We start from the raw sequence: 25242 nt of genomic DNA on the forward strand, positions 1-25242 counted from the left end.
GTTAGTCCTTCTGAAGGGCCGTGATGGTAACGGCGTCGGGAGTTGTTTGGTGGACCGCCGGGACAGTGGAGCCCGGCAGCGAAGCAGCGGCGGCACCATGTGCCACAGCCTGACGGAGGCAGTCCTGCGAGGTTCCGCCGTTGGTGGCGGCCAGCAGATAGCCAGCAAGGGATGAATCGCCGGCACCAACTGTGCTGACGGCTTGGATCGGCGGATGCGTGGCGAACCACGCGCCGTCGGCGGTTACCAGGACGGCGCCCTTGGAACCGAGTGTTGCGAGTACTGCACCCACACCCCTGCCGACGACGGCGGCGGCGGCCCTGGCGGCAAGGCCCGGATCCGCTTCCAGTTCGTCAGCCGTGTGGACGTCTGTGAGGCCGGCTGCGGCGGCCAGTTCGGCCAGTTCTTCCGCGTTGGGCTTCAGGAGATCGGGTTTGCCGCTGATGTTGCCGAGTGAATCGCCACTGATGGCGGCAACCAGCGGGGCGCCGGAGGAATCGATCGCTATAAGCGGCGGTCTGCCGTTTGCAGGATCGTCGTGCGTGGAACGGATCCGGCGGGCGACCGTGGCGTAAAAATCCGCCGGAACTCCTGGTGGGAGCGATCCAGCGAGTACCACCCAGCTCGCGCCACGGGAGCGGTCCAGCAGCAGCCCGATCAGGGCTTCCTGCTCGTCCAGGCTCAACTCCGGGCCGGGTTCGTTGATCTTGGTGGTGACGCCGTCCGGTTCGGTGAGCGTCACGTTGCTGCGCAGCGGCGCGCTGATGGGAAGCGCTGCGTAGGGGACGCCGTCGTCGAGCAGTCCGGCGAGGACGGGATCGGAATCCCCGCCCGGCAGGACGGCGACGGTGTCCAGGCCCGAGGCGACCAGGGCCCGGGAGACATTGACGCCCTTGCCACCGGAATGCTGGTGTACAGCGACGGCGCGTTGCACCTCGCCGCGGGCCAAGGGGGCCGGGAGCTCTACTGTGCGGTCCAGGCTCGGGTTGGCGGTCAGGGTGACGATCATGCGATCACCACGTCGACGCCGGCCTCGGCCAAAGCGGCGGAGAGCTCTTCAGAGGGTTCGTGGTCAGTAATCACGGTGTCCACATCTTTAAGGGCGGCGAACTGGACGAGGGTTTCCGCGTCCAGCTTGGAGGAATCCGCGAGGACGACGACGCGCCGTGCGGACGTGACGAAGGCGGCCTTGACGGCGGCTTCTTCGGGGTCAGGGGTGCTGAGCCCGAACGTGGCGTGGATACCGTTGGCGCCGACGAAGGCGATGTCCGGGCGGAGCCGGGAAGCGGCCTCGACCGTGGACTGCCCGACGGCGGCCTGGGTGAGGCCGCGGACGCGGCCGCCCAGGATCTGGAGGCCGATGTGGGGGTTGCCGGAAAGGCGTCCGGCAATGGGGATGGCGTGGGTGATAACCACCAGTTCTTCCCGCGGGGCGTTCCCGTTGGAGGACGCCGTGCGCTGCGCGGTGCGCTGGTCCAGCAAGCGGGCGAGGGCCTCGGTGGTGGAGCCGGCGTCGATCAGGATGCTGCCGGCCGCGTTCTCGGGGATGAGGGCGAGGGCGGCCTCGGCGATGCGGAGCTTTTCCGGTTGGCGCTGGATGGCCCGCTCAACCACGCTTTCCTCGCGGGTGCTGAGGCGGTCCGACGGAACTGCCCCGCCGTGGACGCGGCGAAGACTGCCGGCGGATTCGAGGGCAGCGAGGTCACGGCGGACGGTCTCCGTGGTGATGCTGAATCGATCCGCAAGGTCCGTGACGCTGACCCGTCCACGCTCGGCGACGAGCTCGGAGATCAGCTGTTGGCGCTCCTCGGCAAACACATACCCTCCATCGCGTACAAGCTCTAGGTACACCAGTGACTGTGATCACATGATGTGGAATTGCTTGACTCTATCTTTGTTCATGTTGGTCTGTCAACAGAAAACAACATAAACAAAGATATTGGGTTGGTTTGGGTTTGTTTGGGTTTTGTTGAGGGGCTAGCAGCCCTAGCGCCGGACCGGAGGGTTCCCTACGGCCACTCGATCTCCCGGTGACCGGGGTAGTCGATGGGGAGGTTGTCCGGGTCGGGAGGGTCAGGCAAGCGGGACTGGTGAGAGGAGTCCGTTTCGTGCCGGTTCTTGTTCCTCTCTTGGTCCAGCCCATCCGAATCTTTCCGGGAGTCGTCTTTGGGTCGTCGCTGCTGTGTACTTTCAAGCTTCATAGTGCTTCCTTCGGGTAATGCTGCATGTCGTTGGCTAAGCAGGAATTTCCAACTCGAACCCGCAACTGCATCTCAAGACCTTGATGTGGAGATGGGCTTCCGGGGGAGAGCTGCGCGATCGGGGCCTGCCCGTCTGCGGTGCCCTGAAGCTTCGCAGTGCGGTTTTCACTTCATGGAGGGGTTCACCGCAGTGGAAATAGTGGCTTCCGAACTCCAGGAGGCCATCCTGAATCCCCCGACGATTCAGGATGGCCCCCGCCTGCTGGACAGTGGCTGCGTGGCTATAGGAAAACCCGCAAGAAGTGCACGTGTAAAACACGGCAAGCTGTTGGGAAGACCTTGGAGTCTGGGCCTGGATGGATTCGATGATCAGGTGCTTGTCTGTTCCGCAAACGGCACACCAAAGGCGGGCAGCCCGGGGCTGGTGTGGTTCATGGGGTATAGCGGATTCGGAGAGGGTCGACATCGACTAGCTCCGCGCCGGTAACAGGCATTTGCTCATCAGGCAGCACCTTCACGTTGAGTGAAATGGCGCCCGGCTGCTTGAGCGAAAACAGGCCGAAGGCTCGGCCCTTTGTCCGGAGTTCTGCACGGACTGTAGAAGAATTCTGCACTCTGTATTCCCGGCGCGCAAGACCGTGAGAGCGTTTGTCCATGTGGTGGACGATTTATCGCACGCCTGTTTCCGCCATTGCCGCGCTTCTGCTCCTAGACTGAATCATGGACGAAATGGGCCTGAATGCCTCGGTGGTGGGGCAACTCCAGGATCTGATCATCGACAGTGAAGACGTCAGTGGCTTCCTCGAAGACCTTGCGATCTTCACTGCGTCCTCAGTGTCCGCCGCGCGCGAGCAGGACGTATTGTGCGGTGTCACGTTGAGCCGACGCCGCCGATCGATGACAGTCGCGGGAAACAACCACGAGGCCCGGCTCATTGACGAGGTGCAGCAAGCCTACGGAGACGGACCTTGCCTGGAAGCGATGAGAACGGGGAAAACTGTACTCATTTCAGATACATCCAGGAACTCGCAATGGCCTGACTACTGCACCACCATCGCGGAACGCGGCCACCTGGCCGTGCTTTGCGTCCCGTTAGGCTTGGAAGAGGGCGCGACGGCTGCGATCAACCTTTTCGCCCGGCAGCGCGATGCCTTCGATGAAGCCTCCATCCGCAGCTGCGAACTATTCGCAAGCCAAGCGGAAAAAGCACTGAGACTGGCGGTTCGGATCGGTGCCAGGCAACAACGTGCAGAAGACCTCGAGCAGGCCATGCGTTCCCGGACCGCCATCGATCTGGCCACCGGCGTGATCATGGGCCAGAACAGATGCAGTCAGGAAGAGGCCTTCAGAATTCTGAGCAAGGCCTCGAACGGCAGGAACCAGAAGCTGAGGGATGTTGCGGAGTCCCTCCTCCAATCCTTGACTAACGAAACGCCGGCCTCCCACTTCGAAGCGTAAGGGACTTCGCTAGCTGCGCTCCGCGATTCTCTTCACGCTCTCCACGAGGCTGTCCCACATGGCCTTCGAATGCGCCGCTTCATCCGCGCTGGCGTTGTTGTCCTGCGCCAAGGTCAGCTTGGTCAGCCCGTCTCCCGGCTCCAAAGTCCACGTCAGCGTGTGGTAGTTCTCCGGGGCATCGTCTTGGCCGGACAGCGGACTGAAATGGGTGTATACCAGCCGCTTCCTGGGCTCGGATTCGAGGATGACACCTTTGTCCTCATACTCTTTGCCCTTCCAGACCCCCCGCCAGGCAATCGGTCCGCCAACCGACCAGTTGGTGAGAACATCTGTCCCGAACATGAACTCCTTGATGGCCTGGGGGTCGGTGAGCACCGACCACACCCGATCGGCGCTTGCATGGATCGTGATGGTTGAACTCGCGATGAAGTTGCCCGTCATGTCCTTCTCCTTTTGCAGCCTGCTCGGCGTCGTGAAGCTCGCGAAAGAGAGTCTACGCGGGGCGGAGAGGCCAACGCAGGGCTGCCGTTGAGCGCGAGCTCGCGGGCAATGGAGATAGGGCGCATAGGCTCTTCCCATGGAAACAGTCGTCTGGTCCAAGCCGGAAAACGAGCGCGCAGGGACGCCGCTCCTCGTGATGATGCACGGGTATGGCACGGACGAGCAGCGAATGGTGAATCTCTTTCCCCAGCTTCCCGGTGAATTCACCTGCGCCGCGCTCCGTGGGCCTATGGCGATCGGGGACCATTACGGTTGGTTCTTGCTTGACTACTTCCTCGCCAACGACTTTGCGGACGTCATCACCGCCACCAACAAGGTGTTCGCCTGGATTGACTCGGTCAAGCGCAACCACAGCAGCGTGAGCCTCCTTGGCTATTCACAAGGCATGGCCATGGCGAGTACGCTTCTGCGGCTTCGTCCGGAAGGCTTCAAAGCGACCGTGGGCCTCTCCGGATTCGTGCTGGATAACGACCTTCTGGCCCTCAGCGAATCCTTCGACTCCCCGCCGCCGTTCTTCTGGGGCAGGGACAAAGCCGATCCCGTGATCTTCAGTGATGCCATTGAGCACACCGAGGAATGGCTCAACAAGAATATGGCTCTGACCGCGAGGACCTACCCCGGCATGGGCCACCGGATCGAGCCCCGGGAGATGGCGGATGTCAGCGCGTTTCTACGCTTTTACGTCCTCCGCTGAGGTGAGGTCCGCGTCACATTCGAGGGCGCTGAAAAACAACTCTTGATTGCCAAAATTGTAAGCGCTTACACTCTTCTTCGGCGGTGCAAGGATGTGCTGCTAAATCCAGAAGATGAAAGGGTTGAGGCCGTGTTGAATGGTTAAGGCTCACCGCGTGACAATCCAGGACGTTGCGGTCCTCTCGGGCTTGTCCATCTGCACCGTTTCACGCGCCCTGCGGAACCTGCCGAACGTGTCCGAAAAAGCGCAATCCAAAGTGGCCGACGCCGCCGCCAAGCTCGGCTACAAGGCATCTTCGGCGGCAGCCCGGCTGGCCGGCGGAAATACCGGTTCCATCGCCATCATCGCTCCCACTGCCACGGCCTGGTTCTTCGCCCAGGCCGTTGAAGCGGCCGAGGAGGTGTTCGGAGACAGCGGTTTCGACACCGTCCTGATCAGCCTGCGCGGCAAGTCGAGCGTCAAGCGGAAGATCTTCGGCGATCTCCTTGGCCTGTCCCAACGCGTGGACGGCGTGCTGCTCCTCAACGTCGATTTGAGTGAGTCCGAGGTTGCCCTCCTGGCCGCGTCCGGCCTTGCAGTTGCGAGCGTGGGGATGACTTCCGTACCGTGGGATAACGTAGGGATCGACGACGAACTCGCGGCTTGGCAAGCCACCTCGCACCTGCTGGGGCTGGGCCATTGGGATCTGGCGGTGCTTTCCGGCCGAGAAACCCAAGAGAACTCAGTGTTGACGTCCAGCGACAGGCTCAAGGGATTCAGCCGGGCATTGAAAGACCATCACCTGACCGTTCATCCGGACTTGGTCATCAACTCGGATTCCACCATCGACGGCGGCCGCAAGGCCATGAACGAACTCATCGCCCACCGGAGCCTTCCAACGGCGGTCTTTGCGGACTGCGACGAGGCGGCTTTCGGAGCTTTGATGGCCATGCGCGAGCACGGACTGTCCGCACCGAAGAATGTCTCCGTGATTGGAATCGACGACCACCCCATGAGCTGGTTCCTTGGCCTAAGTACAGTGGCACAGCCGGTGGCCGACCAAGGTGCCTTCGCTGCCAACCTGCTGGTGGACCGGCTCCAGAACGCCGACGCCCCCAACGAACCCTCCAACCACTTTCTTGACACGAAACTCATTGAACGCAAAACCACGCGCCGCCAGCGCTGAACGGACTACTCCACATCATGACTGACACCCGAGCAACCCAGAAGACCGCCTGGACGGGCGCTACTGCGCTCCTTTTCGACCTCGACGGCGTGCTGACGCCGACCGCCGTCGTGCATGAGCAGGCTTGGCAGGAACTCTTCGACGGCTACCTGGCGGAAACCGGGCATCCGGACGGCTACCAGGAGAGCGACTACTTCGACCACATCGACGGCAAGCCGCGCTTCGATGGAGTACGGGACTTCCTCACCTCCCGCGGAATCACGTTGCCGGAAGGACCTACCGACGACGATCCGGCCAACACGAGCGTGCAGGGCCTGGGCAACCGCAAGAACCGGATCTTCAACGAGATCGTGGATTCTCACGGCGTCGAGCCTTACGCAGGCTCTGTCCGCTTCATCCACGCAGCCTTGGAGCTGGGACTCAAGCTCGCCGTCGTGTCTTCTTCGCGCAACGCGCCCGCCGTCCTGAAGGCGGCCGGACTCGATGGCTACTTCCCGGTGGTGGTCGACGGCCAGGTGGCGGCCGCCGTCGGGCTCCCCGGCAAGCCGGATCCTGCCACGTTCCGTTACGCCGCCGCGCTGCTGGACGTACCCGCCGAGGGCTGCGTCGTTGTCGAGGACGCCGTGTCCGGCGTGCAGGCCGGGAGCGCCGGCAACTTCCGCGCGGTGATCGGGGTGGACCGTGGGGCCGGCCACCAGACCCTGCTCGACGCCGGTGCAACGTTCGTGGTCGACGACCTCGACGAACTCCTCTAATCAAGCCGTTTCACCAGAAACAGAAGGAACCCAACAGTCCATGGCACTCATCAGCTCCGACAGGCTGCGCTTCCCCTGCGAACCGTGGAAGCTCGTGGAGAGCATCCACGTTCCCGGTGACGCCGGCACGCTCGAAACCCTCTTCAGCCTCGGCAACGGCCACCTGGGCATCCGCGGGGCCCACTGGGCTGGGGCGGACGCCGAACTCCCCGGCACGTTCATCAACGGTTTCCACGAAACGTGGGACATCAAGCACGCCGAGAACGCCTATGGCTTCGCCCGCACGGGACAAAGGATCGTCTACGTTCCGGATGCCAACAACTTCAACGTCGTCATCGACGGCGAGCAGCTGAGCCTCACCGAGTCAACGGTGCAGAATTACCGCCGCAGCATCGACTTCGCCACGGGCGTCTACGAATGCGCCATCACCTGGGAATGCCGTTCAGGCGCCATGGTCACTACGCTGGAGCGCCGCGCCGTCGGGATCGATTCCAGGGGTTCCCTTGGAATCGAGCTGCGCCTCACCGCAGACCGCCAGGTGTCTGCGGACATCACGTCGCTCGTGATCAATCGGCAGGACCAGCCTGTGGAGGACCACTCGGCCCACGACCCCCGCCGCTCAGGCCGCCACGCCGGCCGTGTGTTGCTCCCGCTCCACCTCCAGGGCTCCGACGGATCCCTGCGCATGGCCTGGGAAACCGCCGAATCCCGGCAGCGCATCGGCATGGCCGTGGACCACTGGATTTCCGCAGAAGGCCAGCCCTTCGAAACGGTGGTGGGGGAGGACGAGTCCACGGTCCGCTACGTCATGGCCGTGAATGAGGGCGAAACGTTCCGCTTGGAGAAGAGCGTCAGCTACGTCGTGAACACCGCCGACGCAAACTCAGCAGAGCCCGGCGAGATCCTCGCGTCCGACGCCGAATTGGGACTCGTGCCGTTCGACGCGCTCCTGGCCGAAGGCGCGGCCCACTACCGGGATTACTGGTCCACTGCGGATATCACTATTGGTGGCCAGCCAGAACAGCAGCAGGCCGTGCGGTGGAGCCTGTTCCAGCTTGCCCAGGCCACCGCGCGTGCCGGCGTCGCCGGCATCCCGGCCAAGGGCGTCAGCGGCTCCGGCTATGAGGGCCACTACTTCTGGGACCAGGAGGTGTACCTGCTGCCGTACCTGACGTACACCAACCCGGGCGCCGCCCGCCAAGTGCTGGAATCCCGCCACGCCATGCTTCCCGAGGCGCGAATCAGGGCCAAGGAGCTGACGGTCGAAGGTGCACTGTTCCCCTGGCGCACCATCAACGGACTCGAGGCTAGCGCGTACTACGCCGCCGGCACCGCACAGTTCCATATCGCTGCGGCCATCGCGTTCGCCGCCAACCGCTACCAATGGGCAAGCGGCGACGTCAGCTTCCGCGCCGAAGTGGGCGCCGATCTGTTGATCGAGACGGCTCGGATGTGGGCTTCGCTGGGCTTCTTCGGCAAAGACGGATTGTTCCACATCCACGGCGTCACCGGCCCCGACGAGTACACGGCTGTGGTCAACGACAACCTCTACACGAATGTCATGGCCCGCTTTAATCTGCGAGCCGCCGCGGCACTGGAACACCCGGACGTCCCGGATACCGAGCGGATGGTGTGGCAACAGGCCGCCGCGCGCATGTCCCTACCCTACGATCCGGACATGGAGATCTACAGCCAGGACAACGACTTCATGACCCTGGAGCCGTGGGACTGGTCCACGCCGCGCTCCAAGTACCCGCTTCTGCTCAACTTCCACCCGCTGGTGATCTACCGGCACCAAGTCCTCAAGCAAGCGGACACGGTACTGGCGATGTTCCTGCAGTGGCAGGACTTCACGGCCGAGGAAAAGCAGCGCGCATTCGACTTCTACGATCCCATCACCACCGGCGACTCCACCTTGTCCGCCTGCGTGCAGGGCATCATGGCGGCCGAGGTGGGCTACTCCGACGTCGCGCTCAAGCACTTCACCGAGGCATTGTTCATCGACCTGGACAACACGCACGGCAACACCGTTGACGGCGTGCACATCGCGTCCACCGGCGGCATCTGGAGTTCGTTGGTGTGCGGGTTCGCCGGCATGCGGGACCAGGGCCAGGTCCCGCACTTCGATCCGCGGCTGCCGGCCGAGTGGGACAGCCTGTCCTTCCGGCTCAAGATCCGCGGGCGGCTCCTGTCCGTCGAGCTGCGCCCGGGGTCCATCAGCCTTGCGCTGGTTCTGGATGCAGCATCAGGTTCAGCGCCCGACGCCGGTGCCGCGCCTCTGGAAGATGCCGCGCCTTTGGAGGTCAGCGTGCGCGGGCAGCGGGTCGTCGTCGGCGTCGAGACGGTCACTGTGCCCCTCGACGACGTGCCGGTCCCCGCGCCGTCGGTCTTCCCGAGCCTTTTCCCGACGGCCGGACTTCCCGTGATCGGGAGCGCGCGGGTCTAACCGGCCCCCATCGATTGCTCCGTAACTGTCGTTCTGAGGGTCCAGAACGACAGTTACTCAGCAGTGGATGCACAAATGGCGGCCGGTGGGTGGGGCACAGCGGTTTCGGAGTTATTCGGGAACGGTTCATTCCTGATTCACGGGACGTAGATACGGTCTCCGGAGACCTCTCTGGAAAAGGACCCTTCCCATGGATCGACGAACATTCGCCTCCGCTGCCTTGCTGACCGCGGCGGCACCGCTGCTCACCACTACTCCGGCCCTCGCGGACTCTTCCGGGAAGGGTAAGGATGCCAAGCTGACACGCACTATGTTGGACGCTTTGGAAGGTGAACTGGACGACCGTGCCACCGCCGCCGTCGTGGAGCCCCACCTTGAAGACATCGGATTCAACTGGCATCCGCCAACCAAGCCGGTCGAGAGCATTGATTTCATCATCGCCTATGGTTTCGGCAACCGACGGCCGGCAGGTGGCGGAGATCCCAGCCGCGTGCTCTACGAGCCTGGCCCGGTCAACGAAGCCCTCGCGGACACGGTTGCGAAGGTGCGGGCGAGGCGCAACGTTCCCGTCTTTGCCCAGTGGGAAATCGCCAGGTTCCTCGAGTCCAAGTACCACATGAGCGGGGTGACCTCGATTGAACCGGTCATTTCGGCGGACGGCACCATTGTGTATCTGAGCACGGACGGCGTTGCAGCCCAGGTCAAGGAGCTGCGCGCCTCTCAGCCTTCGGGGATCGCCGGCATTGTTGGATTCCGGGACCACATTAAGCGCTGTGTCCAGACCACCCAAGACCGCGGGATGGACGCTTTCGCACCCCAAGGCATCGACATGCCTGGCACCTATGATCCGCAGTCGGGACAGCCGTGGACCCGGCGTCGCGATCTCTATCTTGTACACGACATGTACGCCCAGATCGCCGTGCTCCGCGGGAAACTGATCGCACAGGCCTATCCCAACGGCTGATTCCCGAGTGGCGCAGGGGGTGCTTTGCCAGAGCGAACTTCGGCGCCCGGGCCGTTTCCTCTGCATCCCAGTCGATGTGGTGGCGATAGACCCAGTGAGGAACTCCGCGTCATCGCGGACTATTCCTCCAAAGCCGCACGGATCCAGCAGGACGCGGCGGGGCGGTTGGGTGCCGAACCCAGCCGAGACGCGCACGACGACGGCGGCTCCGCGCCGTCGTCGAACCCCGCCTGCTTCGCTCCCTACTTCGGCGCTATGCCCCGCATGCTGTTGTTCCGCTTCTCATGGGTGAGTTCTGCGAGGCCAAGAGCCTCCAGGAGCGGTGGCATGTACATACCGAAACGGCCGCGGTATCCCTTGCGCAAGCCGTACCAACCGCCCACCGGATTGCCGTCGTCGCGGCCCCAGGCCTCAACTGTGCCTTCGGCGGCGGGCTTGTTCTCGTCGGCGGCCCCGAGTGGCACCCAATCGCCTTGCTGGAGTAGCCACGCATGCAGGTCCTTGACGGCCCTCAAATGGTATTTGAGGGTGGTGGATCCCACCTGGCAAACGATCGCCGGCGGGTCACTCGCTTCGTCCCGATACATCGTGTAGTCGGAGGAGCCTGGCGGGGTGGTGAGCTTCCAGGGGTCTTCCTTGGATCCAGCGGCCATGTGACGGTGTCCTTCCTGGGCCTTGCAGCAGGCGTTGCGCGGATGTTGGCTACACGCTACACAGGGTCGGACCGAATGTCTGCGGGGTCCGCGCTGACTTAGCTGCCCTCGGCTAGCCGGACCGCCAATGCCCGGCTGTAGCTCGCGGGCTCGCTCCGCGTCACCGCCGAAACAACTAGTTGCCGCCGGCTGATGCGTTTGGCGTAGAAGTCGGCGTAGGGGAGAACGATGATCTCCTCCAGGCCGCTCTCCCAGGCCGGAATCAAGGCCTGCAGGCTATCGCGTTCCGCAGTCGGCGGAACTGTAGGGACCAGGGAATTGTGCCAGGCTTGGAAAGCCGCCTGGTCCACGCCCTCGCTGCCGTACTCAGAACTCCACAATGGGGGAATGAACGGGTGGAGCGGTTGACCCGGCCGGGTGACCTGCCGGATCACCTCGGGTGTGGGCCTGTTTTCCGCGGTCCGTTCCCTGATCTCGTACCAGTCCCAGGCGCGCTTCCAGGCAGTTTGCCACCTGCCCTCCCACTCGGCGGCGCTCGCCGAACCAGGGGTCCGTGAGGTCCCCGGATCAGGACGGGGTGAGAGTGCCGGAATGTCGGCGTCGGAGGCCAAGCCCCAAGCGTGCCGGATGAACAGAAGCTCGTTCAGCGGCAGGGAGCGGTCCTCGACGCTGATCACCATGTCGTGCGGCCACGGGTTGTTCCACGGCATACCCGCGGGAGCATTGATCCAGCGCATCAGGCCCTCCCGTCGCGATGATGGCTACACGCTACACAGCATCGGGCGGCGCTGGAAGGCGGACGGTGCGGCCGCGCAGGAAGTCTTCGATGGCGTCGGCGGCTGCGGGGGCTCCGCCGGAACCGCGGACACGGGCACTCATCGCTTCAAGATTGTCCAGGATCGCCTGGTCGCCGCTGACTTCAAGGACCGTTTCCCGGATCAGCTCGGGGGAGAGCCCCTCAAGGGGGAGACGGCGCCCGAGTCCCAGGTCCTCCACCCGGCGCGCATTGGCTCCCTGTTCGGGCTGAAGCGGGAAAGCTACCAACGGCACTCCGAAATAGAGCGACTCCATGGTCGAGTTCATCCCAGTGTGGGAAAGGAACGCATCGGCGTGGGGAAGGACTTCAAGCTGCGGAAAGAAGGGCCGTACCTCAACGTTATCCGGGACATCCCCCAGCTCGGACTCCTCGACGCGCTCGCCGATTGCCATGGCCACTTGCCAGGCTGTGCCTGCAAATCCTTCCAAGCACATTCGGAAGAAGTCCGGCCGGTCATTCAACGGCGTGGTGCCCAGCGAGACGAACAACAAAGGCCTGTCCTTCTCCCGGGGCTGCCAGGCTTCCTCGTTGCCCCGCAGGCCGAGGCAAGGACCCACGAAGTGGAACCTGCCATCGAATGTTTCTCCCGAGGGCTGGAATTCCCTCGGGATGAAGGAGATGTTCAGCGACGCAGGAGGGCCTCCCATGAATTGCAGATGACCCACGCCATGCTCCGCGGCGAAATCGTTGATCCGTTGGCTTACCTGTTTCCAGGCCTCGACCATCCCCGGCGACGGCGGGCCGGGCATGAGATCCCGCATGGAGAAATGCTCATTGGTGGCATAGCTCGGAAGCAACGCAATATCGGGCAACGCCAACTTCGCCGCAGCCATCTTCCCCGAGAGCGTCATGGCGTCGTAAGCCACCCCGTCCGGCGGGTCCTCGGCCAGACGGGCCAGCAACGCCGGGAATTCCTCCCGTGCGCCCTTGAGAATCCGCTCAAGCAGTCCGGACATCATTCCGGACGGCATTCCGGCAAACATCCCCGTCATCGGTGACGGCGCAGGGCCGCCCTCTCCCGGGGGCGGACCACCTTCAGCGGAACGCTCGCGCGGCGGGAGGAAGGCCGCCAGGTCCTCTCCACTGGGAAAGAACGCGGCGCCGGCAGATTCGACCGCTTTCGCGTACTTCGCCGACGTCGCATAGGTGACCCTGTGGCCTCTGCGAACCAGCTCGGCGACCACTGGCAACGTCGGGTTCACATGGCCCGCGGCAGGCAGACAGATGAAGGCTATGTGCATGGCACCACCCCCAAGAACAGTGGAGGCTTCATTTGGAAAGTTCCGCGCCATGAACGCTGCGTCGGCGCGATTTCAGCCCGGTCTCCAACTTGGTCCGCACCTCGCGCTTCACGCGGGCGGCAAGCTCAGTCTCATGCATTTCAAGGAAGGTGCGGACGGCGCGCGGATCCCATGGCACCAAGGACCGCAACGCCCAGCTGACCGCCTTGACCACAGTGTCGTCGCGATCGTTGATCAAGATACCGACGACGGCGAGCGTCCGTTGCGTATCACCCGTTCCCCAGCGTGATCTCGTATTGAGGACGGTAGTGGAGACAAGGGCTATGCGCCGCCACCAACGGTCCGGGCTCCGCGCCCAGCGGTCGACGTCGGCGTCCGAGATGAGTCCTTCGCGCCACGCCGGCCCCACCAAGTCGGCCGCGAAGGCATCGGCCTGGCCCCACGTAGCGATGCCTTGTCCCAAGTATTCAAGCCGGGCCGGCGTCAGCTCAGCGAAAGCTGCCCGATGCGAATTGATGAACTCCCATCCCTCCCAGTCAAAGCCCGCTTGTACGAGTCCTTCGGCGAGATTGAAGACGACGGCGGCGTCCATCGTGGCGATTTCCGCGGAAATCCTGCGTCGGACGGCGCGGAAGCTCGCGGCGTCGTGCTTCTCCAAAGCGTGCAGTTCGTCGAGGACGCGCGCCAACAATTGGCCCGGTTGAGTATCCCCGGGAGGGACGAGTAATCCGTGCGAAGCCACTTTCGGGCCCCCGATTTCGCAGGCTGAACGCTACTACGCGGGGGCGTCGTCGGTATCCGGCCCTTCGGCAGGTTCCTGGCTATGAAGGCCGGTATCGTGCGACACCCAACCCTCCGTTTCCCCTTCGGCAGGGGCGTCGCTGTGATGGCGGACTTCGTTGGGATCTGGTGCCTTGTTCATTCCGGATGCTTCCTGTCCTTCGTTGGACTGTTCCCGCGAACGCCTTAAAGTCTACGCCGGGGAGGGGGCGTGTGGCCTAGGCTAGGCCAAGGAACTACCGAACGAATCCAACGGCTGAATGCAGAGGTGAAGAATGGCAAAGCGACCCAACCAGGCAGTAAAGATTGCGCAGGAAACGGCCCACAACGCCATGTTCGACGCCAGCGGCAATGCCAAGCCCGGTGTCCACAACGTGCTCCTTCGGGCTGTCGAGGTCCAACGTCCCCTTGTCCTGGCGAACCTGCGTCGCTTGCAGCGCAAATACCCGCAAGCCACGGCGGCGCAGCTGGCCGCCAAGCTGGAGAGGGACTACCTCGCCGCGGTCACCGGCGGGGGTGCCGCCGTCGGGGCAACCGCCGTCGTGCCCGGTATCGGTACGGCAGCCTCGCTAGGCCTGTCCGCGCTTGCCACCATCGGCTTCCTGGAAGGAACCGCGCTTTATGCCGCTTCCCTGGCCGAGCTCCACGGCATCCGCCTAACGGATCCGGACCGTGCACGAACCATGGTCATGGCCATCATGCTCGGAGAAGAAGGCACCGCCCTGCTGGGTGCGCTGAGTGGACAATCGCTCGGCAAAGGCAAAGGCGTCACGCAGGCCTGGGGCAAGACCCTCACCAAAAAGCTGCCCGGCGGAGGATTCGGGGTCATTCGCGACGCCATCCAACGCGCCTTCCTCAAGCGCCTCGTCCAGCGCCAAGGCGCCGCCTTCCTCGGCCGTGCCCTGCCTTTCGGCGTGGGGGCCGTGGTGGGCGGAGTCGGAAACCGCGTCATGGGCCGTGCCGTAGCGGCCTCGGCGAGGGAAGCATTCGGTCCCATGCCGGACATCATTCCGGGCGAGCTGCTTCCAGCCGCCCGCCAGAACGCGCTGGAAGGCGGCAATAGTGGATCTCAACGCTGATTCGGGGGAGTCGTTCGGCTCCTGGACCATGGGAAACGACGCCTCAATGTTCCGGATTGTCAGCAGCGCCAACGTCGCGTGCGGCTTCCATGCCGGGGATCCGGTGACCATGCTGGACAGCTGCCGTGCCGCCTTCGAGCTCGACGTCAGGGTCGGCGCCCACGTCGGCTACCGGGACCTGCACGGCTTCGGGCGCCGAGCGATGGACATGTCCTTCGATGAGCTCTTTGGCGACGTTCTGTACCAGCTCGGTGCCCTGGACGGCATGGCGCACGCGGTGGGCGCCTCCGTGGACTACGTCAAACCCCACGGCGCCTTGTACAACAGGATCGTCCAGGACGTCGAGCAGGCCGAAGCCGTGGTGGCGGCGATTCACGCCTACGATCCCGGGCTTCCTGTCCTCGGCTTGCCGGGCTCGGCGTTGCTGCGCCTCGCCGAAGAATCCGGGCACCCGGTCTTCCGGGAGGCTTTCGTGGACCGCGGCTACCTGCCGGACGGCACCTTGGTGCCGCGCTCGCAGGAAGGCGCAGTGGTGCACGACGCCGCCGCGGTAGTCGAGCGGGCCGTACGCTTTGCAGTGCGGGGCGAGGTGCTGGCGGTGGACGGCACAGTGGTGCGGGTGAAGCCCGATTCGTTGTGCATTCATGGCGACACTCCGGGTGCTGTTGAGCTGGCTGCGGCGGTGCGCGCTGGCCTTGAGGAAGCTGGTGTGGAGATTGAGTCCTTCGCCTGAGCGGATCCTTCTGCCCTGCGGCGACAGCGCTTTCTTGGTGGAACTGCCGGAACTGACCGCAGTCGTCGCGTACTACCGCGGGCTGACCGGCGCCGGCGCGTCGGCTGGCCTTCCAACGCCGCTGGGGATCATCGACGTCGTGCCCGCCGCCCGCACCGTCCTCGTCACCTTCGATCCCTGGACGATCCGTCCCTCCGACGTCCGCGACTGGCTGGAGTCCGCGGAACCGGCATACGACGTTGCCGGCTCCGGCCGTGAGGTCACCATCGAGGTCTCCTACGGCGGCCCCGACCTCGCCGAGACGGCACAGTTCCTCGGCATGAGCGAGCCCGAAGTGGTCAAGCTTCACACGGGCTCGGAGTGGACGGCCGCCTTTTCCGGCTTCGCGCCCGGCTTCGTGTACCTGGTCACGACGCATGAGCTGCTCCGCGTTTCGCGTCGGAACACACCGCGCACTGCCGTGCCGGCCGGCTCTGTTGGCCTCGCAGGCGAGTTCAGCGGCGTCTACCCGCGATCCTCTCCAGGCGGTTGGCAGTTGATCGGAACCACGACGGCGGCACTGTGGGACGCGTCCAAAGCCGAGCCAGCGCTGATCCGGCCGGGTGACCTGGTCCGATTCGTGGAGGGCTGATGGGGATCGTAGTGGTGAACCCCGGCCCACTCACCGTGGTGGAAGACCTTGGCAGGCCGGGCTGGGCTTCGTTGGGGCTGAGCCCTTCCGGCGCCCTCGACCGGCAATCACTCCGGCTTGCCAATTTGCTGGTGGGGAATCCTACAGAAGCGGCCGGATTGGAGATATTGCTTGGCGGGCTTCGCTTGAGGTTCGTCACAGCGTCGACGGTCGCGGTGGCAGGCGCTGAGGGAATCGTCACACTCAACGGCGCCGAGATTCCGCTGAACCAAGCCATCCGCGTGGCACCGGGTGCGGTGCTGGACTTCGCTGCTCCAGTGTTCGGACTGCGGTATTACCTGGCTGTACAGGGCGGAATCGACGCGCCCAAGCTCCTCGGTTCAAGCAGCACGGACATACTCTCCGGTGAAGGCCCCGCGCCGTTGAAATCGGGTGGGCAGTTGGGAATCGGGCATGTTTCCGCGGGCAACGGCCTGGTTTCCGGTATGGGTTCCGTTCCCGGACCGGGATCTGGGGCCAGTGCGGGCATGGGCACCCTCAACAATGCGTATGCCCTCCCTGCCGTCCGCCGCGCTCCTGATCCTGGGCGCGCCATCACAGCCCGAGTGGACCGCGGCCCCCGGGCAGCCTGGTTCGACGACGACTCCTGGCGCCGCCTTGTCAGCCAGGAATGGACTCTGTCGCCCGAGTCGAACAGGATCGGTGCCCGGCTGGTGGGCCGACCGCTCACCCAGACCCGGCTCGAAGAGCTGCCCAGCGAAGGCATGGTGCTCGGTGCACTGCAAGTGCCGCCGTCGGGCCTTCCCACGGTATTCCTGGCTGATCATCCCGTGACGGGTGGCTACCCCGTGATTGCCGTGGTGCGTCGCACGGATCTGGACTTGTTGGGACAAGCCCGCCCCGGCCAGCGGATTCGTTTCCTGGGCTGAAGGTTCTCCTCCACCGGGCATGTCCCTTGCTGTCTGCCCGACCGGACCAGCGTCAGCCGAAAACCAAGTGCGCCACAGTGAAGATCGCGAGCCCGGCCAGTGATCCCACCACGGTGCCGTTGATGCGGATGTATTGCAGGTCCTTACCCACCTGGAGTTCGATCTTTTGCGAGGTTTCCTCGGCATCCCAGCGTGCGACGGTGTCCGTGATGACCCCCGCGATATCGGAGCGATAGGTTTTGACGAGGTACCCGGCGGCGTCACCGATCCAGGCATTGACCTTTCCCGCGAGCTCGTCGTCGTTGACAAGCCGTGAACCGAAGTCCCGGACGGCACTCTTGAAACGCTGTGTCAGTTCGCTGTCGGGATCGTCGACGGCGGTGAGCAGCGCGTCCTTGATGGTGCCCCACGTGCGGGAAGCGAGTTCGCGGACCTCGGGATCACCGAGGACCTGGGTCTTGATTGCCTCGGCCCGGGCAATCATTGCGGGATCGTGCTGAAGATCCTGGGCAAGATCGCCGAGGTATGTGTCGATCGATTGGCGCACTTGATGGTCGGGATCCTGCTGTACCGCCCGGACGAACTTGGCGATTTCGTTGTAGACCCTGTCGCCAACGATGTCGTCCACGAAGGACGGAACCCAGAGGGGTGAACGGTCGGACACGAGCCGGTTCACCGTAGAGTGGTTCGCTTCCACCCAATCCGCCGCACGGTCAACCAACAGATCGACCAGCTTGTGGTGGTGGCCGTCGGCAAAGATCCGTTCGGCCATCCGGCCCACGGGCGGTCCCCATGGCGGAGTGAGCAGGTGCTTGCGGACCATGCCCTCGATCACTGCCTGGACGTCGTCGTCGTTCAGCACGGTGAACGCTCCGCGGATCAGTGCGGAACCTTCCTTTGCGACACGCTCCGGGCCGCCGGGGGAAGCGAGCCACTTGCCGGCTTTCCGGGCGATGTCGATGCTCGCGAGCTTCTCCTGGACCACCTGCTCGGACAGGAAGTTGGTCTCCACGAATTCCCCGAGCGAGGCGCCGATCTGGTCCTTGCGTCGCGGAATGATGGCCGTGTGCGGGATTTTCAGGCCCATGGGGTATTTGAACAGCGCAGTGACGGCGAACCAGTCGGCCAATGCTCCCACCATGCCGCCCTCCGCAGCTGCCCGCACATATTCCAGCCACGGATACTGCCTCTGCAAGGCGAAAGCAGCGGTGAAAACCACCGCCATCACAATCAGGAGCGCCAGCGCCACCGATTTCATCCGACGCAGGGCAGCGGCCTTTTCGGCGTCACCGTTTCGTTGCCCGACGCCGGCCGCAACCGTAGAGCTGCTCCCGGCAGCTGCGCGCTGGGTAGCCTCCGCCGTCGGGTCGCTATCGCTCTCGGTCACCGGGATTTGTTCAGAGTTCACCTGCATGTGCCCAGCGTAGCCCCGTCGCCGTCGTGGGCGTGGGCTACCGTATCCCCATGACGAATGACGAGCCCGGTCGCCCAGACCAAAGCACGGAGCAAAACACGCGGCCCATGGTCTACGCCCACCGCGGAGCGAGTGCCGCATTTGCGGAGCACACACGCGCCGCATACCTGAAAGCAATCGCCGACGGCGCCGACGGCGTCGAGTGCGACGTCCACCTGACCAGGGACCAGCACGTTGTCCTGCTTCACGACGCGAACTTGGACCGTACCTCGGACGGCACCGGTCCCGTGGCTGAGAAGACGCTCGAAGAGCTGCGGCAGCTGGATTTCTCTTCCTGGAAGGGCGCACGGATTCCGGACCAGTACGGTGCAAAGTCGGACCAGCTCCTGACGCTCCCGGAGTTGCTGGAGATCCTGCGCGATGCCGGCAGGACCATCGGCCTGGCCATTGAGCTCAAGCACCCCAGCCCGTACCAGCTCAAGCTTGAAGACCGCGTGCTCGAGCTTCTGGGCAACGAAGGGTGGAACGCAGAGACCTCCATGCTGGACAACATCCAGGTTTCCTTTATGAGTTTCAGCCCGGATTCGATCAAGCACCTGCTCCGGTTCGTTCCCGCGGAGCACATCTGCCAGTTGGTGGACGACGTCACGGTGGAGGAAGTCCGCGATGAACTCGGCCTTGGCGTCATCACCGGGGGAGCGGTGGCCAACGTGATGAAGGCAGCCCAGCAGGAAGGCGAACGGATCCTGGACGACTGCGAGGTTGGACTGGCGGGCCCGGGCATCGACTACGTCCGCAAGCACGCCCGCACCGTTCAGCGCTGGCTTGAATCCGGCCGCCGCTTCCGGGTGTGGACCGTCGATTCGGAGAACGATGTTGCGTTGTGCCAAGGCCTTGGCATCCACGAGATCACCACGAACAAGCCGGCGCAGGTCCTGGCCCAGCTTTAGGCTCCCAACTGACTCGCAGTAGTTGTCGTTCTGGGGCCCCAAAACGACAACTACTGCGAGTCAGATGACCGTGTTGCTGAGGGTTCCGATGCCGCCCAGCGTGATGTCCACCCGGTCGCCGGGCTGGACAGCCACGAAGGTGTTCGGGGCTCCCGTCATGATGATGTCTCCCGGTTCCAGCGTCAGCCATTGGGTGACGTAAACGAGGCAATCCGTGATGGAGGATGGCAGGTTGAAGGAACCGGACCTGGCTTTGACCTCGCCGTTGACCACTACCTCGGTGCTGACGTTGTCCGGGTCCTCGATCCCGGTTTCGATCCACGGTCCGAGCGGCGTGTAGTTGGTGCCGGACTTGCCCTGGAAGAGTTTTTCGTCGACCTGGTTTTGGTCCACATTGGTGACGTCATTGACCACCGTGTAGCCCAGGACGTGGCTCAAGGCGTTCTCGGCCGTGAGCTTCTCCGCACGCTTTCCGATGACGGCGGCCAGTTCGCCTTCCACGTTCACTGTGCCCGCGTTGCGCACGGCCACGATGTCATCACCGGGGCCGGCGATGCTGTGGACCGACTTGTGCCAAGCCTGGATGGGCAGCACGTGGTTGTTGTTGCCCAGGTTGTGCCCGATTCCTAGCACCACTGAGGGTCGGACCGGGGCGAGGAACAAGGCGTCGTCCGCGGAACTGGATTTCCCGGTGAAAGAAAGAACCTCGGCAAAGGGGTCCTCGATATGGTCCCAGCTTCCGTTGCGCAGGACTGCGTGCGTCGGGCCGGAAGGGGTTTGTAGTCGGGCGATGCGCATTGAACTCCTCGTTGAATTTCTTGTGGCGGTGGACGGTAGCGGTGGACGGCGGCAGGCACGGCCTAAAGAAGAACATACATCATGCTGAACTGAGTCCAATATTCTGAACGGACAAGAATTGCACCCGACCGCCGCGGCAACCCTCCGGTTACCGCGGCGGGCAGGGCTGTGGTTGCATGAATACATGCCTTTTTCATGGTCCGCCCGGACAACCCAGACAATCTCCGCGGCGGCCCTGAGTGCACTGTTACTCGTGAGCGCCAGGAAGCACTTCCAGCAGCCCAAGTTCTTTGCCCCGGTCGTCCCGGATTATCTGTGCCGCGATGACAATCCGAGGGAAGTCGCCGAACTCGAACCCGGCCAAGGCAAGGCCGCCGCGGCCGCACCTCGGAACGGCGCCTTGGCGGTCATGTCCCGGGAGGAATGGATCGCGGTGAGCGGACTGCTTGAGGCGGTTGCCGCCGTCGGGCTCCTCATTCCTGCCACGCGCAGGGCCGCAGCCCGCGGCACCACGCTGATGTTCACGGTGTTCCTGGCCGGCCACGTGGACGCGCTCCGCCGCGCATACTCTCCCGCCGGAACGTCGTCCGCGCGGCGGATTCACACCCTGCGCCTGCCTTTACAGCTCCCTTTGATCCTGTGGGCATGGAGTCTGGCTGGAGCGAAACGGGGCGCATGAAACTCCTCGAATCCCCGGCGGTGAAGGTGGGCCTCTCCATCAGCATCGCAACGGGCCTCTACGGCATCTCGTTCGGTGCATTGGCCTCAGCCTCCGGGTTCAGCTTCTGGCAGACCATGGCGTTCAGCCTGCTCATGTTCAGTGGAGGATCGCAGTTCGCCTTCATCGGCGTCGTGGCTGGCGGCGGTTCCGGCATTGCGGCCATGACCGCGGCCGCGCTGCTGGGCTTGCGCAATGGCATCTACGGGATGCAGATGAACGCGCTGTTGCGTCCCAGCGGATGGCTCAAGTACCCGCAAGCACACATCACCATCGACGAGTCCACCGCCACTGCCTCGGGACAAAGCGATTCGGACGAACAGCGACGTGGCTTCTGGACGGCCGGACTCGGCATTTTCGTGCTGTGGAACATCTTCACGGCTGTCGGAGCCTTGGCGGGCGATGCCTTGGGCGATCCCAAGCAGTGGGGGCTCGACGGCGCCGCCGTGGCAGCGTTCCTGGGCCTGCTCTGGCCTCGGCTCAAGGGCCGTGAACCCTGGGCGATCGCCGCTGCTGCTGCTCTGGCGACCATTATTACGGTTCCGTTCGTTCCGGCGGGCGTGCCCATCCTCGTGGCCGCCGTCGTGGCCGGGGCCATTGGCTGGTTCAGCCACGGACGCAGTGACGAAGGCATGGAGCCCGACGTCGATCCCTACCCGCGCGGTCATTCAAACGCTGAAGCTTCCAGCCGCGAAAGGAACGCCGAATGACCCTCTGGCTCTGGATCCTCATCGCCTGCGGACTGGCGTACCTCACCAAGCTTTCGGGCTATTTCGTGCCGGCGAAGCTCCTGCGGAGTCCGCGGATGATGCGCGTGGCCGGCACCATGACCATCGGCCTGCTTGCGTCCCTGACCGTCGTCAACGCGGTGGCGTCCGGGCAGTCCCTCGCCCTCGACGCCAGGCTCGGTGCGCTCGCAGCTGGGGCCGTCGCGCTGTGGCTCCGGGCCCCGTTCCTTGTGGTGGTGATCGTGGGATCGGCGGCGGCCGCCTGCCTGCGGCTGCTCGGCTGGCGCTGAACCACCGCCCGTGGTTCCGACCGTCGCCGCGGTGAGCGACGCCGTCGTGCGCTGGTTACTCGAAAGCCATCCCGGGGATGGGGGTCTGCTGTGGCAGCGGGCGCGACGGGCGTTCGGTGCGGATGGCATCCTCAAGCAAGGCAACCGGCCGTTCCCAAGCGCGGGACCCCGGCTCCATGGTGTCCACGGCGCCGATCAGCATGGCAACAAGGCGCACCATGTCCTCGATGGAGATGTCCCGGCGCAGCGAACCCTGGCCCTGGCCGCGGCTAAGCAGTTCAGCCATGGAATCGATCAAGCCGCCAGTGATGCCCACCAAGAGTCCGCGGCGGCCGGCGACGGCGCCCAGCAGGTTCGCGTCTTCGCTGGCAACCTGCACCACGGCGTCGATCACGTTGATGAGCCCGACGGCGGCATCCATGCCCGCGAGGGCATCTTCCACGACCGGGTCCACATGAAGCCTGAGTTGCCGCGACAGGGCGGCCAGGACGAGTTGTTCTTTGTCAGCGAAGTTGCGGAACAGTGTAGCCGGGCCAACACCTGCGGTGGTGGCGATCGTCTGGAGTGGAACCTCCGGGCCCAGCTCGCGGAAGCACTGGCGCGCTGCCGTGATGATCTTGTCTACATTGCGCGCAGCATCAGCTCTAAGTGGCTTGCGTTCCAAGGGCCGGTCCATGCTGCTCACAGTAGCAACGGAGGGGCTCCAATCACTTTTGTGACATTCTTGCCCGTGAAAGACTGGATTCATGTTGCTTGCCTTTTCAGTTGCCCCGTCCGGCCAGCCCGCTGCTGGCGCCGTATCCGTTGATGGCTCGGTGCACGACGCCGTTGCCGAGGCCGTGAAGATCGTCCGCGAATCCGGGCTCCCCAACCAGACGGACTCGATGTTCACCACCATCGAGGGCGAGTGGGATGAAGTGTTCGACGTCGTCAAGCGCGCCACCGAGGCCGTGGGCAAGTACGGAAACCGGGTGTCCTTGGTGATCAAGGCGGATATCCGGCCGGGATACACGGGGGAACTCACGGGCAAAGTTGAGCGGCTGGAGCGTGCGATCAACAAAGGCGAGTAGCCGGTCCTTCCCTCTGTCGGTGCCCGGTGCCAGACTTGGGCCATGTTTGAACAAAAGGCCCAGCCCGGCTGGGTGGCCGTCGAGGAATACTTGTCCAACGCCGTCGTCCGCCCGAACGCCGCGCTCAAACACGCGGTGCAGTCCGCCCTCGACGCCGGGATGCCGCCCATCGAAGTGGCGCCCAACGCCGGGAAGCTGCTCAAGATGCTGGTGCAGCTGTCCGGTGCGCGGCGCGTGCTGGAAATAGGCACTTTGGCCGGCTTCAGCGCGATCTGGATGGCCCAGGGACTGCCCGACGACGGCCGACTGGTCACGTGCGAATACCTCCCGAAACACGCTGAAATCGCCCGGGCGAACGTTGACATGGCTGGGATCGGCCACAAAGTAGACATCCGGATCGGCCCCGCGCTGGAGACTCTTGCGGCGCTGGCCAAAGATCCCGAGCGGGACGGCCCGTTCGACTTCGTCTTCATTGATGCCGACAAGGAGAACGATTCCAACTACCTCGACTGGGCTATCCGGCTCGGGAGGCCGGGCACGGTGATTGTGATGGACAACGTTATCTGGGAGGGCGCCATCCTGGATCCTTCCATGGACGAGGTGAACGCTCCGGGCATCGTGGGTGCGTTGGAAATGATGGGCAAGGATCCGCGCCTCGACGCAACGGCCATCCAAACGGTTGGATCCAAGGGATGGGACGGTTTCGCGATAGCCCGGGTGGTGTGACGCTAGGCTGTGCGCATGGAATTTACCCTCCGTCCGGCAACGGTGGATGACGTTGAACCCTTGACCCGCATGCATTTGGCTGCCTGGCGGGAAAGCTACGGGCGCCTCTTGCCCGAGGAGTTCTTCGCCTTCCGTGAGGCCACCATCAACACGCGGATCGAGAGGCAGCGGGAAGCCTTGGCGGGCTCGTACAAGCCGATGCTCGCCCACGATGCTGACGGCGCCTTGGTAGGCATCGCTTCTGCCGGTCAGGCCCGGGACGAGGACCGGCCATCCGAGCTGGAATTGCAGATGATCTATACCTTGCGGCGCGTGCACGGGTTGGGCGTGGGGCAAGCATTGGTCGACGCTGTGATCGGCAACGCCGCCGCCTACCTGTGGGTGCTTGAAGACAATCCACGTGCCCAGGCTTTCTACCGCAAGAACGGCTTCCGCCCCGACGGTACACGTCAGCTTTTGCCGCCGGACTGGTACGAACTGCCGGAGATCCGGATGGTGCGCGCCGCCGTCGGGGGCTGACCGCAAGATGGTGCGCGCCGCCGTCGGGGGCTGACCGCAAGGCAGCGGCGTCAACTAGGGTTGAAGCATGACCGGAAGAGGGCGGCTGTAGTGGCGAAGCGTGGCAAGGGCAGGGGCGCCGGACAAGCTGCCGGGGTTATCGAGGTGCCCGCGGGCACGAAGCCGAACGGTCCTGTGGAGGGCGTCTACTACATCGACACCGGGGACTGCGAACTCGTTGCCGACCCGGACAACTCCAACGGCTGGCTCCTGAAAATCAACGGTGTCATGAGCTCGCACATCGATGTTGCAGAGCCGTTGTTCCTGGACTTCGAGTACATGCGCTGGATTGCGGCCCTGGTGGAATCCAAATGGCCGCCCGAGTCCAAGCCGAAGCTGCGTGCCTTGCACCTCGGCGGCGGAGCATGTTCCCTGGCCCGGTACTTCCACGCCGCCTACCCCGACGCGCGCCAAGTGGTGGTGGAACTCGACGGCAAGCTGGCCGAATACGTACGCGGCTGGTTCGACCTGCCGAAGGCCCCATTGATGCGGATCCGGGTGGGCGAAGCCAGGGAAGTCACGGAAGGCCTCACTCCGGACACCCGGGACCTCATCATCCGGGACGTCTTTGCCGGCGCCCTCACTCCGAGGGCGCTCACCACCCGCGAGTTCAACGACCACGCGTCGAAGGTGCTGGCTCCGGGCGGCCTTTATGTGGTGAATTCCGGAGACGCCCCGGACCTCAAGAACGCCCGCGAGGACGCCGCCACCATCGCAGACACCTTCGCGCACACCATGATCATTGCCGACCCCGCGATGCTCAAGGGCCGGCGGTACGGGAACATGATCATGGCCGGCAGCCACGAGCCGTTCGGCGACGATCCGCAACTGGCCCGGAAGCTGCTCGGCGGGGCCGTTCCCGCGCATATCTGGAACGATGCAAAGGTCCGGGCATTCGCCGTCGGCGCCCAGATCCGGCACGACCCTCAGCCGGCCGCCTGAC

The 25242-nt window shown here is 64.3% G+C and carries 30 protein-coding genes; 18 read left to right on the top strand and 12 right to left on the bottom strand.

Translation table 11 applies throughout. The annotated features are described in order from the left end of the window. Position 1: 1 nt before the first annotated feature. From ACSKT0_RS01080 to ACSKT0_RS01090, 3 genes are all read right to left on the bottom strand, one after another. On the bottom strand, positions 2-1009 hold the full coding sequence (locus ACSKT0_RS01080) for a 1-phosphofructokinase family hexose kinase (RefSeq protein ID WP_437772124.1): 1008 nt from the start codon (positions 1007-1009) through the stop codon (positions 2-4). Beyond that, the gene (locus ACSKT0_RS01085) at positions 1006-1818 is read right to left on the bottom strand and encodes a DeoR/GlpR family DNA-binding transcription regulator (RefSeq protein ID WP_437772125.1); all 813 of its coding nucleotides are present in this window, start codon (positions 1816-1818) and stop codon (positions 1006-1008) included. Before ACSKT0_RS01085 ends, ACSKT0_RS01080 begins: the two co-directional genes overlap by 4 nt. 191 nt (positions 1819-2009) lie before the next feature. Further along, positions 2010-2201, bottom strand: coding sequence for a hypothetical protein (locus tag ACSKT0_RS01090; RefSeq protein ID WP_437772126.1), 192 nt, complete (start codon positions 2199-2201; stop codon positions 2010-2012). 720 nt (positions 2202-2921) lie between these two features. On the opposite strand from ACSKT0_RS01090, the gene ACSKT0_RS01095 reads away from it, so the two are divergent. After that, positions 2922-3659, top strand: a complete 738-nt coding sequence (locus ACSKT0_RS01095) for an ANTAR domain-containing protein (protein WP_437772127.1) — start codon at positions 2922-2924, stop codon at positions 3657-3659. A 9-nt stretch (positions 3660-3668) separates the two neighbouring features. On the opposite strand, the gene ACSKT0_RS01100 is transcribed toward ACSKT0_RS01095, so the two are convergent. Further along, positions 3669-4100: an SRPBCC domain-containing protein gene (locus ACSKT0_RS01100; RefSeq protein ID WP_437772128.1), complete on the bottom strand. Its 432-nt coding sequence runs from the start codon at positions 4098-4100 to the stop codon at positions 3669-3671. A gap of 136 nt (positions 4101-4236) precedes the next feature. Here ACSKT0_RS01100 and ACSKT0_RS01105 point away from each other — a divergent pair, with 136 nt between their 5' ends. The 5 genes from ACSKT0_RS01105 to ACSKT0_RS01125 all read left to right on the top strand — a co-directional run bounded on the left by ACSKT0_RS01105 (position 4237) and on the right by ACSKT0_RS01125 (position 10184). Then, complete coding sequence (locus ACSKT0_RS01105; RefSeq protein WP_437772129.1) at positions 4237-4854, top strand: alpha/beta hydrolase; 618 nt, start codon at positions 4237-4239, stop codon at positions 4852-4854. Positions 4855-5008: 154 nt separating this feature from the next. Then, the gene (locus ACSKT0_RS01110; RefSeq protein ID WP_437772130.1) at positions 5009-6019 is read left to right on the top strand and encodes a LacI family DNA-binding transcriptional regulator; all 1011 of its coding nucleotides are present in this window, start codon (positions 5009-5011) and stop codon (positions 6017-6019) included. Positions 6020-6036: 17 nt separating this feature from the next. Next, positions 6037-6774, top strand: coding sequence for an HAD family hydrolase (locus tag ACSKT0_RS01115; protein WP_437772131.1), 738 nt, complete (start codon positions 6037-6039; stop codon positions 6772-6774). Positions 6775-6814: 40 nt separating this feature from the next. Further along, on the top strand, positions 6815-9220 hold the full coding sequence (locus ACSKT0_RS01120; RefSeq protein ID WP_437772132.1) for a glycoside hydrolase family 65 protein: 2406 nt from the start codon (positions 6815-6817) through the stop codon (positions 9218-9220). A 190-nt stretch (positions 9221-9410) separates the two neighbouring features. After that, positions 9411-10184, top strand: a complete 774-nt coding sequence (locus tag ACSKT0_RS01125; RefSeq protein ID WP_437772133.1) for a hypothetical protein — start codon at positions 9411-9413, stop codon at positions 10182-10184. Between the two features lie 242 nt (positions 10185-10426). Here ACSKT0_RS01125 and ACSKT0_RS01130 read toward each other — a convergent pair whose 3' ends face one another. The 5 genes from ACSKT0_RS01130 to ACSKT0_RS01150 all read right to left on the bottom strand — a co-directional run bounded on the left by ACSKT0_RS01130 (position 10427) and on the right by ACSKT0_RS01150 (position 13817). Beyond that, complete coding sequence (locus ACSKT0_RS01130) at positions 10427-10837, bottom strand: DUF6855 family protein (RefSeq protein ID WP_437772134.1); 411 nt, start codon at positions 10835-10837, stop codon at positions 10427-10429. A gap of 98 nt (positions 10838-10935) precedes the next feature. Further along, the gene (locus tag ACSKT0_RS01135; protein WP_437772135.1) at positions 10936-11574 is read right to left on the bottom strand and encodes a hypothetical protein; all 639 of its coding nucleotides are present in this window, start codon (positions 11572-11574) and stop codon (positions 10936-10938) included. Between the two features lie 31 nt (positions 11575-11605). Beyond that, a complete protein-coding gene (locus ACSKT0_RS01140; protein WP_437772136.1) occupies positions 11606-12946 on the bottom strand; it encodes a macrolide family glycosyltransferase in 1341 nt (446 codons plus the stop codon). Further along, complete coding sequence (locus ACSKT0_RS01145) at positions 12924-13586, bottom strand: DNA alkylation repair protein (RefSeq protein WP_437772137.1); 663 nt, start codon at positions 13584-13586, stop codon at positions 12924-12926. The genes ACSKT0_RS01140 and ACSKT0_RS01145 overlap by 23 nt, the downstream gene beginning before the upstream one ends. An 84-nt stretch (positions 13587-13670) precedes the next feature. Then, positions 13671-13817, bottom strand: coding sequence for a hypothetical protein (locus tag ACSKT0_RS01150; protein WP_306960266.1), 147 nt, complete (start codon positions 13815-13817; stop codon positions 13671-13673). A 133-nt stretch (positions 13818-13950) separates the two neighbouring features. Between ACSKT0_RS01150 and ACSKT0_RS01155 the strand changes: the two genes are divergently transcribed. Genes ACSKT0_RS01155 through ACSKT0_RS01170 form a run of 4 tightly spaced genes read left to right on the top strand, consistent with a single transcriptional unit; the run spans position 13951 to position 17047 of the window. Continuing rightward, entirely contained in the window at positions 13951-14754 is an 804-nt protein-coding gene (locus ACSKT0_RS01155) for a hypothetical protein (protein WP_437772138.1), read from the top strand. Further along, the gene (locus ACSKT0_RS01160; RefSeq protein WP_437772139.1) at positions 14738-15487 is read left to right on the top strand and encodes a LamB/YcsF family protein; all 750 of its coding nucleotides are present in this window, start codon (positions 14738-14740) and stop codon (positions 15485-15487) included. Before ACSKT0_RS01155 ends, ACSKT0_RS01160 begins: the two co-directional genes overlap by 17 nt. After that, a complete protein-coding gene (gene pxpB, locus ACSKT0_RS01165; protein ID WP_437772140.1) occupies positions 15471-16118 on the top strand; it encodes a 5-oxoprolinase subunit PxpB in 648 nt (215 codons plus the stop codon). Before ACSKT0_RS01160 ends, pxpB begins: the two co-directional genes overlap by 17 nt. After that, positions 16118-17047: a biotin-dependent carboxyltransferase family protein gene (locus ACSKT0_RS01170; RefSeq protein ID WP_437772141.1), complete on the top strand. Its 930-nt coding sequence runs from the start codon at positions 16118-16120 to the stop codon at positions 17045-17047. The genes pxpB and ACSKT0_RS01170 overlap by 1 nt, the downstream gene beginning before the upstream one ends. 52 nt (positions 17048-17099) lie before the next feature. On the opposite strand, the gene ACSKT0_RS01175 is transcribed toward ACSKT0_RS01170, so the two are convergent. Next, the gene (locus ACSKT0_RS01175; protein ID WP_437772142.1) at positions 17100-18461 is read right to left on the bottom strand and encodes a DUF445 domain-containing protein; all 1362 of its coding nucleotides are present in this window, start codon (positions 18459-18461) and stop codon (positions 17100-17102) included. A 50-nt stretch (positions 18462-18511) separates the two neighbouring features. On the opposite strand from ACSKT0_RS01175, the gene ACSKT0_RS01180 reads away from it, so the two are divergent. Next, complete coding sequence (locus tag ACSKT0_RS01180; protein WP_437772143.1) at positions 18512-19411, top strand: glycerophosphodiester phosphodiesterase family protein; 900 nt, start codon at positions 18512-18514, stop codon at positions 19409-19411. 60 nt (positions 19412-19471) lie between these two features. Here the strand turns inward: ACSKT0_RS01180 and ACSKT0_RS01185 are convergent, their stop codons facing one another. Beyond that, on the bottom strand, positions 19472-20209 hold the full coding sequence (locus ACSKT0_RS01185; protein ID WP_437772144.1) for a fumarylacetoacetate hydrolase family protein: 738 nt from the start codon (positions 20207-20209) through the stop codon (positions 19472-19474). A 184-nt stretch (positions 20210-20393) separates the two neighbouring features. Between ACSKT0_RS01185 and ACSKT0_RS01190 the strand changes: the two genes are divergently transcribed. From ACSKT0_RS01190 to ACSKT0_RS01200, 3 genes are read left to right on the top strand one after another with little or no spacing between them, the layout of a single operon-like run. After that, positions 20394-20888: a DoxX family protein gene (locus tag ACSKT0_RS01190; RefSeq protein WP_437772145.1), complete on the top strand. Its 495-nt coding sequence runs from the start codon at positions 20394-20396 to the stop codon at positions 20886-20888. Then, positions 20885-21637, top strand: a complete 753-nt coding sequence (locus ACSKT0_RS01195; RefSeq protein WP_437772146.1) for an AzlC family ABC transporter permease — start codon at positions 20885-20887, stop codon at positions 21635-21637. Before ACSKT0_RS01190 ends, ACSKT0_RS01195 begins: the two co-directional genes overlap by 4 nt. After that, the gene (locus tag ACSKT0_RS01200) at positions 21634-21945 is read left to right on the top strand and encodes an AzlD domain-containing protein (protein WP_437772147.1); all 312 of its coding nucleotides are present in this window, start codon (positions 21634-21636) and stop codon (positions 21943-21945) included. Before ACSKT0_RS01195 ends, ACSKT0_RS01200 begins: the two co-directional genes overlap by 4 nt. A 55-nt stretch (positions 21946-22000) precedes the next feature. Here the strand turns inward: ACSKT0_RS01200 and ACSKT0_RS01205 are convergent, their stop codons facing one another. Then, a complete protein-coding gene (locus ACSKT0_RS01205) occupies positions 22001-22621 on the bottom strand; it encodes a TetR/AcrR family transcriptional regulator (protein WP_437773940.1) in 621 nt (206 codons plus the stop codon). A gap of 70 nt (positions 22622-22691) precedes the next feature. On the opposite strand from ACSKT0_RS01205, the gene ACSKT0_RS01210 reads away from it, so the two are divergent. From ACSKT0_RS01210 to ACSKT0_RS01225, 4 genes are all read left to right on the top strand, one after another. Next, complete coding sequence (locus ACSKT0_RS01210; RefSeq protein WP_437772148.1) at positions 22692-23015, top strand: thiamine-binding protein; 324 nt, start codon at positions 22692-22694, stop codon at positions 23013-23015. Between the two features lie 42 nt (positions 23016-23057). After that, positions 23058-23741, top strand: coding sequence for an O-methyltransferase (locus ACSKT0_RS01215; protein WP_437772149.1), 684 nt, complete (start codon positions 23058-23060; stop codon positions 23739-23741). A gap of 15 nt (positions 23742-23756) precedes the next feature. Next, positions 23757-24260, top strand: coding sequence for an N-acetyltransferase family protein (locus ACSKT0_RS01220; protein WP_437772150.1), 504 nt, complete (start codon positions 23757-23759; stop codon positions 24258-24260). 90 nt (positions 24261-24350) lie between these two features. Beyond that, positions 24351-25241: a spermidine synthase gene (locus ACSKT0_RS01225; RefSeq protein ID WP_437772151.1), complete on the top strand. Its 891-nt coding sequence runs from the start codon at positions 24351-24353 to the stop codon at positions 25239-25241. Position 25242: the final 1 nt, after the last annotated feature.

This window comes from Arthrobacter sp. KNU40, assembly GCF_051515115.1.
Taxonomy (GTDB): domain Bacteria; phylum Actinomycetota; class Actinomycetes; order Actinomycetales; family Micrococcaceae; genus Arthrobacter.

Bases quoted from the DNA above. Each gene is read 5' to 3' on its own strand.
- ACSKT0_RS01080 (WP_437772124.1), bottom strand. From the start codon at position 1,009: ATGATCGTCACCCTGACCGCCAACCCGAGCCTGGACCGCACAGTAGAG.
- ACSKT0_RS01090 (WP_437772126.1), bottom strand. From the start codon at position 2,201: ATGAAGCTTGAAAGTACACAGCAGCGACGACCCAAAGACGACTCCCGG.
- ACSKT0_RS01095 (WP_437772127.1), top strand. From the start codon at position 2,922: ATGGACGAAATGGGCCTGAATGCCTCGGTGGTGGGGCAACTCCAGGAT.
- ACSKT0_RS01100 (WP_437772128.1), bottom strand. From the start codon at position 4,100: ATGACGGGCAACTTCATCGCGAGTTCAACCATCACGATCCATGCAAGC.
- ACSKT0_RS01105 (WP_437772129.1), top strand. From the start codon at position 4,237: ATGGAAACAGTCGTCTGGTCCAAGCCGGAAAACGAGCGCGCAGGGACG.
- ACSKT0_RS01115 (WP_437772131.1), top strand. From the start codon at position 6,037: ATGACTGACACCCGAGCAACCCAGAAGACCGCCTGGACGGGCGCTACT.
- ACSKT0_RS01120 (WP_437772132.1), top strand. From the start codon at position 6,815: ATGGCACTCATCAGCTCCGACAGGCTGCGCTTCCCCTGCGAACCGTGG.
- ACSKT0_RS01125 (WP_437772133.1), top strand. From the start codon at position 9,411: ATGGATCGACGAACATTCGCCTCCGCTGCCTTGCTGACCGCGGCGGCA.
- ACSKT0_RS01130 (WP_437772134.1), bottom strand. From the start codon at position 10,837: ATGGCCGCTGGATCCAAGGAAGACCCCTGGAAGCTCACCACCCCGCCA.
- ACSKT0_RS01135 (WP_437772135.1), bottom strand. From the start codon at position 11,574: ATGCGCTGGATCAATGCTCCCGCGGGTATGCCGTGGAACAACCCGTGG.
- ACSKT0_RS01140 (WP_437772136.1), bottom strand. From the start codon at position 12,946: ATGGCGCGGAACTTTCCAAATGAAGCCTCCACTGTTCTTGGGGGTGGT.
- ACSKT0_RS01150 (WP_306960266.1), bottom strand. From the start codon at position 13,817: ATGAACAAGGCACCAGATCCCAACGAAGTCCGCCATCACAGCGACGCC.
- ACSKT0_RS01155 (WP_437772138.1), top strand. From the start codon at position 13,951: ATGGCAAAGCGACCCAACCAGGCAGTAAAGATTGCGCAGGAAACGGCC.
- ACSKT0_RS01170 (WP_437772141.1), top strand. From the start codon at position 16,118: ATGGGGATCGTAGTGGTGAACCCCGGCCCACTCACCGTGGTGGAAGAC.
- ACSKT0_RS01175 (WP_437772142.1), bottom strand. From the start codon at position 18,461: ATGCAGGTGAACTCTGAACAAATCCCGGTGACCGAGAGCGATAGCGAC.
- ACSKT0_RS01180 (WP_437772143.1), top strand. From the start codon at position 18,512: ATGACGAATGACGAGCCCGGTCGCCCAGACCAAAGCACGGAGCAAAAC.
- ACSKT0_RS01185 (WP_437772144.1), bottom strand. From the start codon at position 20,209: ATGCGCATCGCCCGACTACAAACCCCTTCCGGCCCGACGCACGCAGTC.
- ACSKT0_RS01190 (WP_437772145.1), top strand. From the start codon at position 20,394: ATGCCTTTTTCATGGTCCGCCCGGACAACCCAGACAATCTCCGCGGCG.
- ACSKT0_RS01195 (WP_437772146.1), top strand. From the start codon at position 20,885: ATGAAACTCCTCGAATCCCCGGCGGTGAAGGTGGGCCTCTCCATCAGC.
- ACSKT0_RS01200 (WP_437772147.1), top strand. From the start codon at position 21,634: ATGACCCTCTGGCTCTGGATCCTCATCGCCTGCGGACTGGCGTACCTC.
- ACSKT0_RS01205 (WP_437773940.1), bottom strand. From the start codon at position 22,621: ATGGACCGGCCCTTGGAACGCAAGCCACTTAGAGCTGATGCTGCGCGC.
- ACSKT0_RS01210 (WP_437772148.1), top strand. From the start codon at position 22,692: ATGTTGCTTGCCTTTTCAGTTGCCCCGTCCGGCCAGCCCGCTGCTGGC.
- ACSKT0_RS01215 (WP_437772149.1), top strand. From the start codon at position 23,058: ATGTTTGAACAAAAGGCCCAGCCCGGCTGGGTGGCCGTCGAGGAATAC.
- ACSKT0_RS01220 (WP_437772150.1), top strand. From the start codon at position 23,757: ATGGAATTTACCCTCCGTCCGGCAACGGTGGATGACGTTGAACCCTTG.